Raw genomic sequence first — 15,829 nt, 5'->3', positions numbered from 1 at the left:
ATACTTTTAACAAAGTTTATGTTTTTAGGAGGAAATCAATAATATATGTCGAATGAAAATAAAATAAATAACTTTGTTTGGAGTGATTTTATGAACTATAAAAGAAACGAAAATAGAAGAAGTCGAACCAGTAAAAGAAGAGTTAATCATAGAAACAATAAAAAAAGAAATAAATTCATATTTTTTGCTATTTTTATAATACCTTTACTTATCTTAAGTTTATATTTACTTACAAATTATAAAGACATTAAAAAGAGTTTTTTAACTAAAAATACTGAAGAATTTACTAATTTACAAGATGATTTACAAAGGGATAACATAAACACTAGTGAAAGTAATAAAAAAACTGAGGATGATTCTAAGGAAAATCAAATAGAATCAGTTGACGAAACTTTAGAAAATAAAGAAAATGAGATAAAAGTTTTAAAATTATTACCTGAGGATAAAGAAAAATATACTATTTATAAAGAGTATTTTAACAGTTGCTCTTCCTTTTTAGTTCAAGATGGAACAGAATATGATGCGGATTTTATTAATGATTTTCGATTAGATACAGCATGGAATGAAGGAAAAGAAGGCAATGGTATAGATGAATGGATAGAAATAAAACTTCATTGGCCAAGTGACGTGAATGGAATTATAATTGAAAATGGATATAAAAAAACTGAGAAATTGTATTTTGAAAATAATAGACCTAAAACTTTAGAAATAGAGTTGATAGGGCAAGATACTTTTACAGTTCAATTGCCGGATGATTTTGAAAACAGTTATTACTTGAAGCTACCTAAAACTTATGATGCTATAGGAGTAAAAATTACAATTTTAGATGTTTATAAAGGCAGTAAATATTCTGACACATGTATATCGGAAATTCAATTAGTTTATGAACAAAAATAGTATTTAAAAAATATCTTTACAATGAAATTTCACAAATAGTATAATCTTTATATAAAATAAAACATAGGAGATGAAGAAATGTACGTAGCATTTGGAAATAATATAGTTGATAGTAATGAAATAAAAGATACAATTGAAAAAAACACAGAATTTAAAATCATCAAAGATATGAGCAAAGGGACAAAAAGAGATGATATTTTGGCATACAATTTAAGTATTAACACAAAAGTTTTAAATATGATAATTGAAGAAGAATGCAATTTGGATGATTTAACAGAAGATGAATTATTTGAAGAATATCTTTCTTTAGCAGAGGAAATATCAACAGAAATAGAAGATTTACTTCCAGAGGAAGCAGTTCTAGATATAAAAGCTTATAAATGGGATGAATCTGAAAATGCAATTAAATTAATAATAGCTATAGCTCATGAAGATTTAAAAGAATCTAAAATGCGTGACATTATGAAAAGACTAGCAACTCAAGTGGAATAAAAGGTAAAACAGCAATTGATGAGAAACTTGTCATTGCTGTTTTTTATATGATTTTTTTAAATAGTTCATAAAAAAATTGAAGTGTAACATATGAAACACTTTTTTACTTAAAAGTATGATATTATAGTTATATAATCCTCAGCAAAACACTGGGAATTAAATTTAAAATAAATATTAGGGCATACTTATGGTATGAATCTAATTTAGGAGGAAAATATTATGAGTTTATATTTAGGTCAAATACATTACTGGTTGTTCAACAAAATTAATTTATTCGAATTAGGGGAAAAAGATATAAAGATATGGGCGAAAAAAGAAGGATTAAAGGTTGATGAATGGGAAAAAGAAATTTATGATGAATTTGGTGAACCGTTAGAAAACAAGCCTTTAGAAGATATGATTGATACTGGAAATATTCATGGATGGTTGCAAGACAAAATTTCAAGAGCTGAATATAGATATGCCACATTAGTAACAAGAATATTAGAAGTAAATAAAGATTATATAAATGATTTAAATGAAATTATGAATTTAAAAGGAAATAGAGAAGGAAAAGCTTACGATAAAGATAAAAATTCTTTAGAATCAATTTATAACGTTATAAATGATTATGTAGTTGAAGGAATGCCTTGTGATAGAATTAATGAAATAATTGAATCATCAAATACAGAATTAACATGGAAAAGAACTAGATGTCTTCATAAACAATATTGGGATTTTGTTGGTGGAAATGTAGAAAATTATTATATTTTAAGAGAGAGCTGGATAAAAGCATTTCTTAAATCAATTAATGAAGATTTAGCTTACCGTGAAATAGAAGATGGCTTATATAAAATCCAATTAAAATAAGAATTATAACTATTGTATGGTAATATAATTAATATAGTGATAAAGAAAAGCTAAGGTCAAAAGGATCTTAGCTTTTCATTTTGGATATATTTTTCTCTTTAACTCTATCAACCACATTACATAAAGTATCACATGTTCCAACAGACATTAATCCTGCATATATACCATTAATAATATGCTCATATAAAGAAGTGGAGGGAAGTATAAAAAAGCTTCCTATTATGCCTAAAGGGATAGCAATTGGATGTGCCAACTGTTTTTTTAAGCCGAATTTTTCAAGAGTTTCTACAATACCATAAATAAGTGTAGTTAAAAGTAGTATTTTGTTATCAAACATAAAACCACCCCTTATTATAATATGATTGAAAATAATTATGGGTATACTTTTATGAAATTCTTCAAAGGTATCAAAGTTATCAATGTAATTTTCTTGGTAAATCATAGATGTAAATATAAAAAATGTGGTAAAATATAATTAACTTTTGATTAAGATAGTGGAGGTAGGGATATATATGAATGATTATAGTAATTATAAAGAAAACCTAGAAAATATAAATGAAGGTATATATTTCGTTGATAATGAAAGAAAAATAACATTTTGGAATAAAGGTGCAGAAAGAATTAGTGGATTTTCCGCCAAAGAGGTATTGGGAAAATACTGTATGGATAACATTTTAAATCATATTGACGACAAAGGAAATAAACTTTGTTCTAATGGGTGTCCTTTACATAAAACAATTATAGAAGGTTCCCGTAAGAGTAGATTGATATATTTACATCATAAAGAAGGTCATAGGGTTTCTGTGAATGTTAGCACAACACCTTTATATCTTGAAGGTAAAATTATTGGAGCAACAGAGGTATTTACAGATAATATAAACAATGAAATTTCAATTAAAGAAATAGATAAGTTAAAAGCTGTAGCAATGTTTGATAATCTTACATCGTTAAAAAATAAAAAATACTTAGAAACTGCTATGAAAACAAAAATTTCTGAGTATAAACATTTTAATACTTCTTTTGGAGTAGTATTGCTGAACATTGACAATTTTAGGGTTTTAAATGAAAATGTTGAACAGTGCATTAGCGATCAGGTTCTTCAAATGGTTTCAAATAGTATTAAAGCATCCACAAGAGGAAATGATTTAGTTGGTAGATGGAGTGGAGATGAATTTATTGTAATTTTACCTTCAATAAATAATATTAATACATTAAAGGATTTAGCAGAAAGAATGAGAATTATTGTTAAAAATTCATCTTTAAGAAATAAAGAAAATAATATGGGTGTTACTTGTTCAATTGGTGCAACTTTGATAAAGGAAAAAGATACAATAGAAGATATAACCAAAAGGGTGGTTACGCTTATGACTCAAAGTAAATTAAATGGTAAGAATAAAGTTACCATAGGATAAATAGAGGTATCACGATTCAAGTATTAATTTATAGGTGTGCAAAACTCCTTAAAACATTAAATTGAGGTGAATTTATGAAAAAAAATCTTATTTGTATATTGGTAGTTGCATTAGTAGTATTAGTTGGTTGTGGAAAAGTTAATTTAGCTAATAAAAACACTGAAAAAGAAGGTAGTAATTCTGTAGATTTGCCGGATAACATTAATGAGAAAAATAATACTGATGATGGCTCAAATAATATTGAAGAAACCCTTACAGTGGAGGATTACTATCCTTTTATAGAAAACAAAAGAATGTATTATGAAGGGATAGGTAATGAGTATGCATCTCAAGAAGTTTATGTTGATTTTATTGAAGACAATAAGATTCAATTAAGATCAAGCAATGGTGGAACTGTAGTAGCAAAAGTAGTAGAAGTAAGTGATACAGAAATCAAACAAGTAAACTCAAAAGAAGAGTTTTATTATAGACAAAATATTATAAGTGAAGTATCACAAGGAAATAAAGAAGAAATCTTATTAAAAGAACCTTTGATCGTTGGGACAACATGGGAAACTTCTGATGGAGGGAAAAAAAGTATAACCGCAATCGATAAAGAAATATCTACCCCATATGGAAGTTTTTCAGCTATAGAGGTGACTAGAGAAGATGAAGAATTTCAAATTAAAGAATATTATGCTAAAAATATAGGTTTTGTAAAATCAATATTTATATCAAATGGTTCAGAGATATCTACATCACTGGCTAAAATAGAGGAAAAATCGCAGCTTCAAACTATGAAATTTTATTATCCAATTTCAGAGGAAACTAAATTTGTGATTAAATATAAAACAATTCCAGTTTATTTTGACACAAATGATACTATTGATGATAAAATATTAGAAAACTATAAAGACTACCTACCTGATAATGGAGTAGTATTAATGAGTACCAATACGAAAATAAATAAATTATATGTAGACACTAATCAAAATATAGTTTACATTGATCTAAACCATAAATTTATTGAGGAAATGAATGCTGGCGCGGAGCCTGAAAGTCTTATTTTGCAGGCTCTAACTAATACATTAGGAGACTACTTTAACGTTGATAAAATTCTGCTAACTATTGATGGTGAAAGTTATTCATCTGGTCATATAGAGTTAGATAAAGGCCAAGTTCTATACGTAGATTATAGTGATATAGCTGAAATAAAGAATTTCTAATAAGGTGATTAAAACCTGTGAGATAAGATTATTAAGGGAATTTAAAATGTTAGAATTAGAATAGTAAAACAAAAACTAGCAATCATGTCGAGTGCTGGTTTTTGTTTATTAAAATAAATTTATCTTGAATTAAATTGATTTGAAGGGAAACATAAATTTTTTCATTCATTTTATCAAATGTATTTTCTTCCACGATAAAATTTTGGATTTCAATTTTATCTTCTTGTATAGCAGTTTCTAATACCTTACTTGAAATTAATTGGCAATAAACCCCCTGGCTTTTTTCTTGGGATTCAAAACAATTCTCAAGTTTTGCATTACTTGTGCATTGGAAAGGAAGATAAATCAAAGAGTATTTAATTTCACCATTAATAACTTCTTTTTTTATTTTATTTACAGTGGCATACTGGATTAGTTGTCGCACGTAACCATCTAAAAATAAGTTGTGACTTTTTCGCTCGTAGCTATAATTGTTTAAGATAACATTATTTTCAATATTAATCACTTGAAGAATCGGTTGAAAAAATTTCACTATGGATTGAATGTTTATTGAAATATCACATTTAGCAATAACTACAGGTAATTTGCAAAGAAACTCTCCATCTTTACAAACAACATTTGAAGACTCAGTGAAGCATTGTGGAATTATCTGAGTTTCAAGTAATTCAGCGTAAGAATCAGTATCATAAATGTTACTTTTATTATCCGAATCTTGGATTTTAGGAGCACATTCATTGATAATAGTATCTTCTTCCACCTTTACTACATCAAATAATATTTTTTCATTGTTCTCTCCTTGACTTCTTCTATGTTTATGCTTGGTGGACATATGATTACTCCTTTACAAATTCTTCTATAATTATACTATGCAAATAAATGTGATATGTAACTATAAAAATAAGCAACCCGTAAGTTGCCTATTTTATGATTTTATGAGAGAAGGAAGCCTAGTTATTCATCTTCATCTTCATCCTCATCCTCATCTAAATATGAGGGGTCATTAACCCTCTCAAAGCCGTGTTCTTTAGGTGCTTTCTTTTCTTCAGAACCTTCTAATTCAGAATTTTTTCCACCATAAGGGGGTTGAAATCCTGGTGCTACAAACATTTCTTCATTTTGTAAAATTCTTAAAGTGACACTTACCACCATTTTTTCTTCTAACTTCTTAAAAGTTCCATCATCCATAGGGTTTTTTACGAAATCACATTCATTTATAACAGCTTGAACTAGCTCACAATAAGGTAATTCTTCAAAATTCTCGTAATTTGTCAAATGAAAAGCGTATGGATCTCTACAAAGTTTATCTTCTCCTAGAGTTTCAAATTTTTTCTGGTAGCTTTCATTTTTTCCACATACTTTGCTCCTAGGCAATTTTACAGTTGTTGAACACTCAAAAGGAATTTTGCAAGTTGTGCATAATACCTGACCACTAACACAACCGCATCTTCCAACTGGTTCACAGGTAGGTTTGCAATATCGAATATTCTTCTTAACATATCCAGCTAAGAATAATTGATATTTAACCCATCCATATCTTCTGTGTGTGTAAGGTGAATGAATTGGACATAATGTTGCTTGTGTTATGCAAACTTCTTTATCAATATCTTTGATATCTGAAGCAAATCTTTCTAATTTTATAATTGATTTAACATTAATATTCACTGAGCATATTTTTTTAACCACAGGAATTTTTGCTACAAAGGGAGCACAAGTCATTGCAAAAGGGGGCATAGATTTATTGCAACAGCAAGGCATAGTTCTAGAATCTAGTATTCTACTAGTACATAAACCTTCATCTAAATTTTCAGTTGTGTTTTGATTTGTATCGTCTTTAATCATTTATATCCTCCTATATGTCAACCTAATATAGATAGGTTGAAATTTATTGTATTTCAATAATATAATATGCAAAACAAGTAATAAAGGTACTAAGTGAACTGAATCTATAAAAGAAATACATAACTACCATTAATTTTGTTACCCACTATTGAAAAAATGCATAGTATATAGTAACAAACGTTAAAAGGGAGAGTTTATATGAGCAAGAAAGTAAATTGTTCATGCGAAGAATTTGAGAGATTCGTTAAGTTTAATTCTTGTGAAACATTAAAAGAAGAAGAGTTTAAAATCAGGATGCACAAGCCGAGAACCGATCTTTGTAATAAAAGACTTAATGAATTTTTAGATTCTGTACTACTGGTCTTATTTGTTTTGTTCTTATATAAATATTTTTTAACATACAGAGGTAGATGTGAATACTATATATAGAACAATTCTAGCAGTTAATACACAAAATATAAAAAAATGGAGAGATGGAAATGAACGAAGATTATGAAATCATTGATGTAAATAGTGAATTCGATTCAGAAATTGAAGTTGACAATTTATCTAAAGAAGATTTTAAAGAAGATAAAAATTCGGAGCAAGCTTTTGAAAAAGATTTAAAAGTAGATAGAGATGAATGTTGTGAAGGTGAGTTCTGTGATAAATTTGAGCATTGTGAGATTATAAAAGACGTAAATAAGCAAATTACTTTGGAGTGTCAAGGTAGACTTTTAAGACTTAAATTAAAATTAAAAGATTTATGTGGGGGAAATTATGTAAATCTAGGAGTAGTTATTTTAACTATGGACAATAAAATCCTTGGTTTTAGAGTAAAAAAATTCAAAGTTATAGGCCCTAGATGTTCTTGTGTAGATGTTTGTAAAGAGTTCTGTTTTGCATTTGAGGATAAAAATATTTGTGCTGAACGTAAATTTAAAGTGAGGATTATTGCACAATATTGTTAGGAATTTAATATAAGGCTTACAATGATTAAAAAGGTATATTTAAAATCAAGTTTTTAGGTTTTATAAACTTAAAAACTTGATTTTATTTTGCTATATTTTTATGGATTCCTTTTAAAGTTAAAAACTTCTATATTTATTGTTGACAAATTGAGTAAACAGAGTTACTATAATAAATGTAAATAAAATCTAAAAAAGGAGGTAGGATTATGAAAAACTTTAATATGTTTAATACTAATTTTATAATTTTTGATGTTAGATTGATAGCTATAATTGAATATTACAGCCCTACCTTGCAGTGTGAGGAATATTTATAGATTTTATTTTATATTTCACGTTTATCTGCCATGGGCTATTATACCCATGGCTTTATTTATAATGACAAAGAAATTAGATTATGTTCTGTTATTATTAGCAAGTAAACCATGGGAGAAATTCCATGGTTTTTATTATTTTATCAATTGAAAGAGGTGTTAGCTTGAAAAGATTATTAAAGTACGTTATGAAGTACAAATTGAGAGTGATTATTCCGGCTCTTACTATGCTTATTGCAATGATTGCAGATATGTTTAATCCTTACATTTCTAAAATCATTGTGGACAGGGTCATCGAAAAAAAGGAATATTCGTTATTATCTTTATTATTACTAGCTATTCTTGGCATAACAGTTTTAAGGGCAGTTTTTGGGTATATAAAAGAATATGTTGCAGACGATTTGGCATCTAAAGTAAGTGAAGATTTAAAAAAGGATTTATACAATCATGTTCAAAGTCTTCCTTATAGTTATTTTGATGATATGAATACAGGCGAGCTCATGGCAAGAATAGGAGAAGATATCGACAATATATGGAAAACAGTTTCTTTCGGATTCAGATTACTTCTTGAAAATGCAGCATATTTTATTATAGCTACTAGTATACTGTTCTATTTGAATTGGAAACTAGCATTAGTAACTACATTAGTGGTACTTCCTATAGCTTTTATAGCTTTAAAGTTAGAAAAAGAAATAGGGCTTACTTATGGTAAAATAAGTGATCAAACTGCAACCATAAATACTGCAGCTCAAGAGAATATTTCAGGGGTAAGGTTGGTTAAAGCTTTTGCAAGAGAAAAATACGAAATATCAAAATTGCTGAAACTTAATAATGTCAATTATGATTTGAATATTGAGCAAGCTTCAATTGTGGCTAAATATTTTCCTTTAATAGAATTTTTAACAAATATATCTATTGTTGCTATTTTATGCTTAGGGGGATACTTAGTTGTAAAAGAAGATATGTCACTAGGAACCTTGGTTGCTTTTATAATGTATAGTGGTATGCTAGTTTGGCCGATGAGAATGCTTGGTTGGCTTACAAATATGTTGGCTCAAAATAAAGCCTCAGCAAAGAAAATTTTTGCTATCATGGATATTGTCCCTGCAATAAAAGATAATGAAGATTCAATTCAGTTAAATGAAATAAAAGGTGAAATTAAATTTAATAATGTTGATTTTAGTTATGGAGAAGAAAATATTTTAAAGAATATTAATTTAGAAGTTAAAGCGGGCGAAACCATTGCGTTAATGGGTACAACAGGAAGTGGAAAAACCTCTCTTATAAATCTTATAGGAAGATACTATGATGTATCTAAAGGGGATATTTCAGTAGATGGACATAATATTAAGAATATAAAACTAAATAGCATTAGAAGTAAAATGGCGGTTGTTTCACAGGATACTTTTCTTTTTTCAGATACGGTTGAAGAAAATATTAAAATGGGTAAGTATGATGGAACTTTAGAAGATATAAAGAAGGCTTGTGAATGTGCTTGTGCTTTAAACTTTATTGAAGAATTACCTGATGGATTCCAAACTGTAGTAGGGGAGAGAGGTATTGGTTTATCAGGTGGACAAAAACAAAGGATTTCTATTGCTAGAGCTTTAATAAGGCAAGCTAGTATTCTAATACTTGATGATGCTACATCGGCTTTGGATATGGAAACAGAGTATAATTTGCTTAGAAATTTAAATACAAGAGAAGAAAAGCCTACAACTTTTATCATTGCTCATAGAATATCAGCAGTAAAAAATGCAGATAAAATTCTATTCCTTGAAGATGGTGAAATTGTTGAAAAAGGTACACATGAAGAATTACTTCAATTAAAAGGATTGTATTATGAAGTTTATTTAGAACAATTTAAAGATTTTAATGAAGATGATAGAGAGGTGATATAATGGCTCGAAATTCAGTTAATAAAGATGAAACAATAATTAATCATAAAAGAATGGAAATTATAAATAGACTTTTTTCATACTTAAAACCATATAAATTAAAAGTACTAGTTGTTATGTTGATGTTGATTTTCGTCATGATTTGTGGGGTTATTAATCCATATTTACTTCAAATAAGTATGGATAATTATATTGCCAATGGAGATTTGCGAGGACTAGTAATATTAGCTTGTATAATGGTTGGTTATAATTTTGTGGCTATGATAGTTTCAATTGTAAGAATGAAAATGATGGCTTCTGTAACCAATGCTGTGCTAGTGAATATTAGACAAGATTTATACGGACACATTCAAAAGCTAACTTTTTCTTTCTTCGATAACAGACCAGTAGGAAAGATTTTAGCTAGAGTTATGGGGGATGTAAATTCCTTACAAGAACTATTTAACAATAGTATTACAAATTTCATTCCAGATTTGCTTAACATTATTTGTGTTACATTAATAATGTTTTATATGAACTTTAGATTAGCTTTGGCGTCTGTTATACTTTTGCCATTTTTATTGATACTCATATTCACTATAGAAACTTTTAGTAGAAGAAGATGGCAAAAATTCAGACAAAAAAAATCTAATTTCAATGCATTTACTCATGAAAGTTTTTCTGGAGTTAGAATAATTCAATCTTTTGCTACGGAAGAGAATAAAAAAGATAAATTTGATTCTTTGGTTGTTTCAATGATGGATAAGTTTATGTCAGCCATTAGATTGAATGACTTGTTTTGGCCTATGGTGGAATTATCTTGGGGAGTTGGTTCAATAGTAGTTTATTGGTATGGTGTAAGACTTATAAAAGGGGAAGGAACATTAACAGTAGGAACACTGGTAGCTTTTATTTGGTATGTGGGAATGTTTTGGAGACCCATTATTAATATAACTCAATTCTATAACACTTTAATCACAAACTTTTCTGCAGCGGAAAGAATATTTGAAATTATGGATATTGAACCAGATATCATAAATATAAAAGATGCCAGAAAGATGCCTAAAATTAATGGAAAGGTAGAATTAAAAAATGTTACCTTTGGGTACGAAAATGATGATATAGTTTTAAATGAAATCAATTTAACGGTAAAACCAGGTGAAACAATTGCTTTAGTAGGGCCTACAGGAGCTGGAAAAACAACGATTGTTAATTTAATTAGTAGATTTTACGATGCTTCAAAAGGAAAAGTTCTTATAGATGACATTGATGTTAAATCTGTGAATCTTGAATCTCTTAGATCTCAAATGGGGATTATGCTACAAGATACATTTTTATTTTCTACCACTATAATGGAGAATATAAGATATGGAAAATTAGAGGCAACAGATGAGGATGTTATTGAAGCGGCTAAAGCGGTAAATGCGCACCAATTTATTTCAAAACTTAAACAAGGCTATTCTACAGAAGTAAATGAAAGAGGTTCAAGACTTTCAGTAGGGGAAAGACAATTGATTTCTTTTGCTAGGGCATTACTTGCTAATCCAAGAATACTTATTCTTGATGAAGCTACTTCAAATATTGATACAACCACTGAACGTGCAGTACAAAAGGGAATCGAAAAACTTCTTCATGGAAGAACATCTTTTGTAATAGCTCACAGACTTTCTACAATTAGAGATTGTGATAGAATAATTGTGATAGATGATGGTATAATTAAAGAAACAGGGAACCACGATGAGTTGATGAATATTGAAGGCTTATATTATGATTTATACCATGCGCAGTACAGGTTTTTGAAAGAAGGAGCTTAAAAAGAATAATGGTGGGCTATTGCTTTATCATGCTAACAAAAGGGGGTTTTATTATTGGAAAATGGTTTATCTACAGAAAGCAAGTTATTAGCTATTGCTAGTCACGCTGCTTTGTTTGTTGGTGGTGGAGTTATTGTACCACTTGTCATTTATTTATTGATTTCTAAAGAAAATTATTACGTAAGGGAAAATGCGAAACAAGCTTTTGTGTCACAAGGATTATTTTATATTTCCTACGCTATATCGGGAATATTATGTATTCTCTTAATTGGATTTTTGATGTTACCTATCTTAGGAATAATGCAAATTGTTTTTACTATTATAGCTATCATTAAAACTTGGGATGGGCAAGTTTATGCATATCCTATTACAGGGGCTTGGGCCGATAAATTGTAGTTTGTATGTTAAAAAAGAGTAGATAAATTTGTTATACAAATTTATCTACTCTTTTAAATTAGTATTTGATTCTTTATCTAGTTGTTCAAGTAGCTTTTTATACTTTTCTTGATACCCTTGTATTTCTTCATTATGTTTATGATGAACTATCTCTAAATGCTTTTGGTGAGTTTTTTCTAATTCTACAATAGCTTTATCTTTTTCTAGAGTGAATTTGTCTTTTAATATGGATAAATCGTTTTTATATTTATCTTTTAACTCATTCGTGGATTTATTTAAATTTTCAATAGTGTGATTGTTCGCCTTTATAGTATTTATTAAAGAATTTGTATTTGATTTAAGTTCTTCAGATTTCTTTTTATAATCTTTATAGCCTTCCATCATATTTAATAAATCTTGATTTTTTTGCTTGTATTCTTCTAATAAACTAGTTTTATCTTTTAAACTCATTTCTAATTGATGTAGAATATTTTTATTATCATCTTTTACTTTAAATAAATCCTTCTTATTTTTGTCTACCTCTTTTTGCAAAGAATTTAAACTAAGAGAAGCGTCTTTAACTTCTTTTTTTAAGGATGATATTACATTTTCCTTAGTTAAGAGCATATCTTTATATCTATTATTTAGTTCTTGGATTTCTGAATCTTTATTGCTTAAAAAACTATTTCCCTGGTCACATAAACCAATAAATAAGTTATATAATCTTGAAGTTATCTCTTGCAATTCGGTGGAATTTACTGCAAATATATTGTTTTGCTTAACATTTTCTAACTCCATTATGCTTACTACTTTATTGAAATATTCTTCTTGCGTTAGCCCTAAAGAGCTCAATTGAATTTTGATTTTATCTTTTGTTTCTTGTTTTAATCTATAGGTAGTTACGACGCTACTCAAATTATATCACCTCAATAGTATATTTATATACATAATATAACATGTAAACATGTTGTAATGAGTATAATTTAAGTGTAATACAATCCGAAAGATTTGTCAATTATCAACTGGAATACAAAGTAACATTACCATATTTGAAAGTGTAGAATATAATATGGTAAGAGTTATATTAATTTTGAAAGAAGCGTAGTTATGTTTAAGGAAAAAGAGTTAAAATGTTCTGATATTGTTATAAATCATATATTATATCTAGAACCCCCAGCACAAACTATTATGTCGGTAAAACATACTTTTAAAGGGCCTATTGAAGTAACTAAGATAAAGGATGATAGAATTGCTATTTCTGGAATGATAAAAAAAACAATAAAATATACTGATATTGAAAATAACACTAATGAAATTACTGAAGATATAGCCTTCAAAGATGAAATTAAATGTTGTGAAATAAAAGCAAAAGATATAGAAATTATATCTAAAGATATTTTTGAATTGTGTAGAAAATTATCTGGTAAAGGTATTATTCAAGAAAAAACTATTTATAGGAGTTTAATAGAAAAAATAGCTATAAGTTTTGAATACAATTTAAGATAAGAGGATATTTACTAACCGAGAAATTTTAGTTGGAAAGTGAGGATAAAATTTGATTCCACCTAAAGCAAGTGAGATATAAACTTAAAATTATGGTATAATTAATTCCAAAAAGATTTTGGAAGATAAAATAAATTTAAGACCAGCTAATTAAAGTCAACAATTATTTTTAAATTTATTAGAATTAATTTTGAGTACAACAAAAAGACCATTTTAAAACACGAACAATGGGAAAAAAAGGGTGATGTATAGTTAATTAAGCTACTTGCCTAGAGTTGTTTTCTAAGAACATTTTCTGGTGCAATTTAGGATCTCTAAGCTGGTATTCTTGTTGATTTCTTAAAACAGCAAATAAGTACTTAATAAGCTTGTGCATAACTGCAACTAAAGCAACTTTGGCTTTTTTACCTTTGAGGTTTTCTTTATAATATTTAAGTAAAACTTCATTTGTGGCTTCGGCATTACGTTTAGACCTAATGGAAGCTAAAGCAGCTGCATATAGCGCTCTTCTGCCGAGTCTTGTGCCACGTTTAGACATTTTAACTTTATCACCTTTAAAATTACCAGATTCATTAACAGCAGGGTCTACGCCAAAGAAAGCTACAAGTTGTTTTGGAGTGATAAATTTATCAATACCACCAATCTCAGCTAATATTGTAATAGCTGTAATATATCCGATGCCTGGAATAGACATTAAGAGGGATACGTTTTTATAAAAATATGGAGATATTTCATCACTATTTATGAAAGATTTAATTTCGCTTAAAAGAGTAGCTGCTTCAGTATCAATGGCTTCATATAGAGATATAGAAGTAGTTATGGATATTGATAACCTTGATGATGGTAGGCTAATGAAAGTAGCATCTTCAGCACACTTAATAAGTTTAGAGTACTTTTTTTCAGCCCATTTAAGACCTTTCTTTGAACCTAGCAGAATATCTATAATATCTTGCTTTGGAGCTGAAAGAACTGTCTGTGGAGAAGGATATTTTTTAAGTATATTAATTGAGACATATCCACAGGTATCACAAAAAAACCTTTTGATAACCACTGAAAGCCATATAAAGTGAATTACTAAGTTTCTTTTTAAATTGTGATCTAGTATCAATAAGTTTGTAGTAATCACGGATTAGCAATTTTACTGTAAAAATATTGATATCTGAATCAGATGAAACTTTGATATCTTCATATTTTCCTAATTTGGCGATAGATAATGCATCATTTTTATCATTTTTCACTTTCCTAATGCTCTTGTTTTTGTTAGAATTAGTTACAAGAGGATTAATAACGAAGGTCTCAAACTTGTTATCCTTGAGAAAGTGGAAAAGAGTTAGATGGTACACGCCAGTGGACTCCATGAAGAAGGTAGACTTCATGGCAAACTCTTCTTCTGCTTTTTTTGTTTGCTCAATTAAGTAGTTGAAGCCCTCAACTGTGTGGAAAACTTTGAAAGGTTTTCTATACTGACTACCATCTGGACAAAGAATAGCTACAAAAGAAAATTCAGAAGCAACATCAATGCCTACAACAAGGTTATTTAAATATTTTGGCATAATAAACATCTCCTTTATAAGAAAGTGAGATAGAGTAGAGATTCCACTTCTATCAATGAGGCTGCAACCTCGTTTGTGACACGGGTAGTTCCTAATAAGGAAACCCAACCAGCTAAAACACAGAAAACTCACTGATGGAATGATACGCTTTTTTACGAGTATAGGTAATCACTTACCTCTCAGGAGGAAAACATCTATCTTCTCTATTCAGGAGATATTATACCACTGTGGAATAACTGGTTTCCAGTATCCTTTAATACTAGTTGACAATAATCAGAGTTAAGAAAAGAATAATTAAAATTAAGTTATGGGTTGTGAACATTAGATTAGATATTAGGAGAAATATTCGTAGTTATTTTGACTGATTTATTATCAATGCTTACAACTACATTATACGAGGAGCATTCCTGTTATGAAGTAAAATGAAATTTGAAAAAAAGAGCACCTGCTGATAAAATACGGGGTATAAGACGTTCGAACGTTTATCCCTAATTAAAAATTATCAGTGGAGGTACTCAATATGAATTATACACAAAATGAAAAGATTTTGTCAATTACAGAAAAAACTTTAGTTATAGGAATTGATATCGCAAAGGAAATTCAATATGCGAGAGCATTTGATTACAGGGGTATAGAATTTAGTAAAGTACAACCCTTTGAAAATACTTCACATGGATTTAAAATGTTTGAAGAATGGGCTAAATCAGTAGCTAAGGAAAATCAAAAGAAGACTATAATTGTTGGCTTAGAAC

Annotated in this window: 15 protein-coding genes and 2 pseudogenes; 12 read left to right on the top strand and 5 right to left on the bottom strand. The window is 28.5% G+C overall.

All coding sequences use genetic code 11. The features are described from left to right. Nucleotides 1–90: 90 nt before the first annotated feature. From BUB83_RS17145 to BUB83_RS17135, 3 genes are all read left to right on the top strand, one after another. On the top strand, nt 91–897 hold the full coding sequence (locus tag BUB83_RS17145; protein WP_207649347.1) for an NADase-type glycan-binding domain-containing protein: 807 nt from the start codon (nt 91–93) through the stop codon (nt 895–897). A 78-nt stretch (nt 898–975) separates the two neighbouring features. After that, nucleotides 976–1,389, top strand: coding sequence for a hypothetical protein (locus tag BUB83_RS17140; RefSeq protein ID WP_073340034.1), 414 nt, complete (start codon nt 976–978; stop codon nt 1,387–1,389). 219 nt (nt 1,390–1,608) lie between these two features. Then, complete coding sequence (locus BUB83_RS17135; protein WP_073340033.1) at nt 1,609–2,238, top strand: hypothetical protein; 630 nt, start codon at nt 1,609–1,611, stop codon at nt 2,236–2,238. A 67-nt stretch (nt 2,239–2,305) separates the two neighbouring features. On the opposite strand, the gene BUB83_RS17130 is transcribed toward BUB83_RS17135, so the two are convergent. Further along, on the bottom strand, nt 2,306–2,575 hold the full coding sequence (locus BUB83_RS17130; protein ID WP_073340031.1) for a hypothetical protein: 270 nt from the start codon (nt 2,573–2,575) through the stop codon (nt 2,306–2,308). A 175-nt stretch (nt 2,576–2,750) separates the two neighbouring features. Between BUB83_RS17130 and BUB83_RS17125 the strand changes: the two genes are divergently transcribed. Beyond that, a complete protein-coding gene (locus tag BUB83_RS17125) occupies nt 2,751–3,650 on the top strand; it encodes a sensor domain-containing diguanylate cyclase (RefSeq protein WP_084133648.1) in 900 nt (299 codons plus the stop codon). A gap of 74 nt (nt 3,651–3,724) precedes the next feature. Further along, nucleotides 3,725–4,855, top strand: coding sequence for a GerMN domain-containing protein (locus tag BUB83_RS17120; protein ID WP_073340030.1), 1,131 nt, complete (start codon nt 3,725–3,727; stop codon nt 4,853–4,855). Nucleotides 4,856–4,937: 82 nt separating this feature from the next. Here the strand turns inward: BUB83_RS17120 and BUB83_RS17115 are convergent, their stop codons facing one another. Further along, entirely contained in the window at nt 4,938–5,684 is a 747-nt protein-coding gene (locus BUB83_RS17115; protein WP_073340028.1) for a DUF7852 domain-containing protein, read from the bottom strand. 122 nt (nt 5,685–5,806) lie between these two features. Then, nucleotides 5,807–6,694, bottom strand: coding sequence for a CsxC family protein (locus BUB83_RS17110; protein WP_073340027.1), 888 nt, complete (start codon nt 6,692–6,694; stop codon nt 5,807–5,809). A gap of 198 nt (nt 6,695–6,892) precedes the next feature. Between BUB83_RS17110 and BUB83_RS22330 the strand changes: the two genes are divergently transcribed. The 5 genes from BUB83_RS22330 to BUB83_RS17085 all read left to right on the top strand — a co-directional run bounded on the left by BUB83_RS22330 (nt 6,893) and on the right by BUB83_RS17085 (nt 12,042). After that, nucleotides 6,893–7,123 carry a hypothetical protein gene (locus BUB83_RS22330; protein WP_073340025.1) on the top strand — a complete coding sequence of 77 codons (231 nt, stop codon included), beginning with the start codon at nt 6,893–6,895 and terminating at the stop codon, nt 7,121–7,123. Between the two features lie 50 nt (nt 7,124–7,173). After that, entirely contained in the window at nt 7,174–7,644 is a 471-nt protein-coding gene (locus tag BUB83_RS17100) for a hypothetical protein (RefSeq protein ID WP_073340024.1), read from the top strand. A gap of 436 nt (nt 7,645–8,080) precedes the next feature. After that, complete coding sequence (locus BUB83_RS17095; RefSeq protein ID WP_200801496.1) at nt 8,081–9,856, top strand: ABC transporter ATP-binding protein; 1,776 nt, start codon at nt 8,081–8,083, stop codon at nt 9,854–9,856. Further along, complete coding sequence (locus BUB83_RS17090) at nt 9,856–11,646, top strand: ABC transporter ATP-binding protein (RefSeq protein WP_073340022.1); 1,791 nt, start codon at nt 9,856–9,858, stop codon at nt 11,644–11,646. Before BUB83_RS17095 ends, BUB83_RS17090 begins: the two co-directional genes overlap by 1 nt. Nucleotides 11,647–11,700: 54 nt before the next feature. Then, entirely contained in the window at nt 11,701–12,042 is a 342-nt protein-coding gene (locus BUB83_RS17085) for a DUF4870 domain-containing protein (protein WP_073340021.1), read from the top strand. A gap of 45 nt (nt 12,043–12,087) precedes the next feature. On the opposite strand, the gene BUB83_RS17080 is transcribed toward BUB83_RS17085, so the two are convergent. Then, the gene (locus BUB83_RS17080; RefSeq protein ID WP_073340019.1) at nt 12,088–12,936 is read right to left on the bottom strand and encodes a hypothetical protein; all 849 of its coding nucleotides are present in this window, start codon (nt 12,934–12,936) and stop codon (nt 12,088–12,090) included. Between the two features lie 192 nt (nt 12,937–13,128). Between BUB83_RS17080 and BUB83_RS17075 the strand changes: the two genes are divergently transcribed. After that, nucleotides 13,129–13,527, top strand: coding sequence for a hypothetical protein (locus tag BUB83_RS17075; RefSeq protein ID WP_073340018.1), 399 nt, complete (start codon nt 13,129–13,131; stop codon nt 13,525–13,527). Between the two features lie 253 nt (nt 13,528–13,780). Here the strand turns inward: BUB83_RS17075 and BUB83_RS23005 are convergent. Further along, a pseudogene (locus BUB83_RS23005) lies at nt 13,781–15,077 on the bottom strand (IS110 family RNA-guided transposase). 520 nt (nt 15,078–15,597) lie between these two features. Here BUB83_RS23005 and BUB83_RS17065 point away from each other — a divergent pair. Continuing rightward, nucleotides 15,598–15,829, top strand: a pseudogene (locus BUB83_RS17065) (IS110 family transposase); the annotation flags it as partial.

This window comes from Clostridium grantii DSM 8605 (genome assembly GCF_900129965.1).
GTDB classification, from domain to species: Bacteria; Bacillota; Clostridia; order Clostridiales; family Clostridiaceae; genus Clostridium_AF; species Clostridium_AF grantii.
This window is presented reverse-complemented; position numbering and strand designations above follow the sequence as displayed.

What these genes read in the sequence shown, in the direction of transcription:
- BUB83_RS17145 (WP_207649347.1), top strand. Translation starts at nt 91, where the DNA reads ATGAACTATAAAAGAAACGAAAATAGAAGAAGTCGAACCAGTAAAAGA.
- BUB83_RS17140 (WP_073340034.1), top strand. Translation starts at nt 976, where the DNA reads ATGTACGTAGCATTTGGAAATAATATAGTTGATAGTAATGAAATAAAA.
- BUB83_RS17135 (WP_073340033.1), top strand. Translation starts at nt 1,609, where the DNA reads ATGAGTTTATATTTAGGTCAAATACATTACTGGTTGTTCAACAAAATT.
- BUB83_RS17130 (WP_073340031.1), bottom strand. Translation starts at nt 2,575, where the DNA reads ATGTTTGATAACAAAATACTACTTTTAACTACACTTATTTATGGTATT.
- BUB83_RS17125 (WP_084133648.1), top strand. Translation starts at nt 2,751, where the DNA reads ATGAATGATTATAGTAATTATAAAGAAAACCTAGAAAATATAAATGAA.
- BUB83_RS17120 (WP_073340030.1), top strand. Translation starts at nt 3,725, where the DNA reads ATGAAAAAAAATCTTATTTGTATATTGGTAGTTGCATTAGTAGTATTA.
- BUB83_RS17115 (WP_073340028.1), bottom strand. Translation starts at nt 5,684, where the DNA reads ATGTCCACCAAGCATAAACATAGAAGAAGTCAAGGAGAGAACAATGAA.
- BUB83_RS17110 (WP_073340027.1), bottom strand. Translation starts at nt 6,694, where the DNA reads ATGATTAAAGACGATACAAATCAAAACACAACTGAAAATTTAGATGAA.
- BUB83_RS22330 (WP_073340025.1), top strand. Translation starts at nt 6,893, where the DNA reads ATGAGCAAGAAAGTAAATTGTTCATGCGAAGAATTTGAGAGATTCGTT.
- BUB83_RS17100 (WP_073340024.1), top strand. Translation starts at nt 7,174, where the DNA reads ATGAACGAAGATTATGAAATCATTGATGTAAATAGTGAATTCGATTCA.
- BUB83_RS17095 (WP_200801496.1), top strand. Translation starts at nt 8,081, where the DNA reads ATGGTTTTTATTATTTTATCAATTGAAAGAGGTGTTAGCTTGAAAAGA.
- BUB83_RS17090 (WP_073340022.1), top strand. Translation starts at nt 9,856, where the DNA reads ATGGCTCGAAATTCAGTTAATAAAGATGAAACAATAATTAATCATAAA.
- BUB83_RS17075 (WP_073340018.1), top strand. Translation starts at nt 13,129, where the DNA reads ATGTTTAAGGAAAAAGAGTTAAAATGTTCTGATATTGTTATAAATCAT.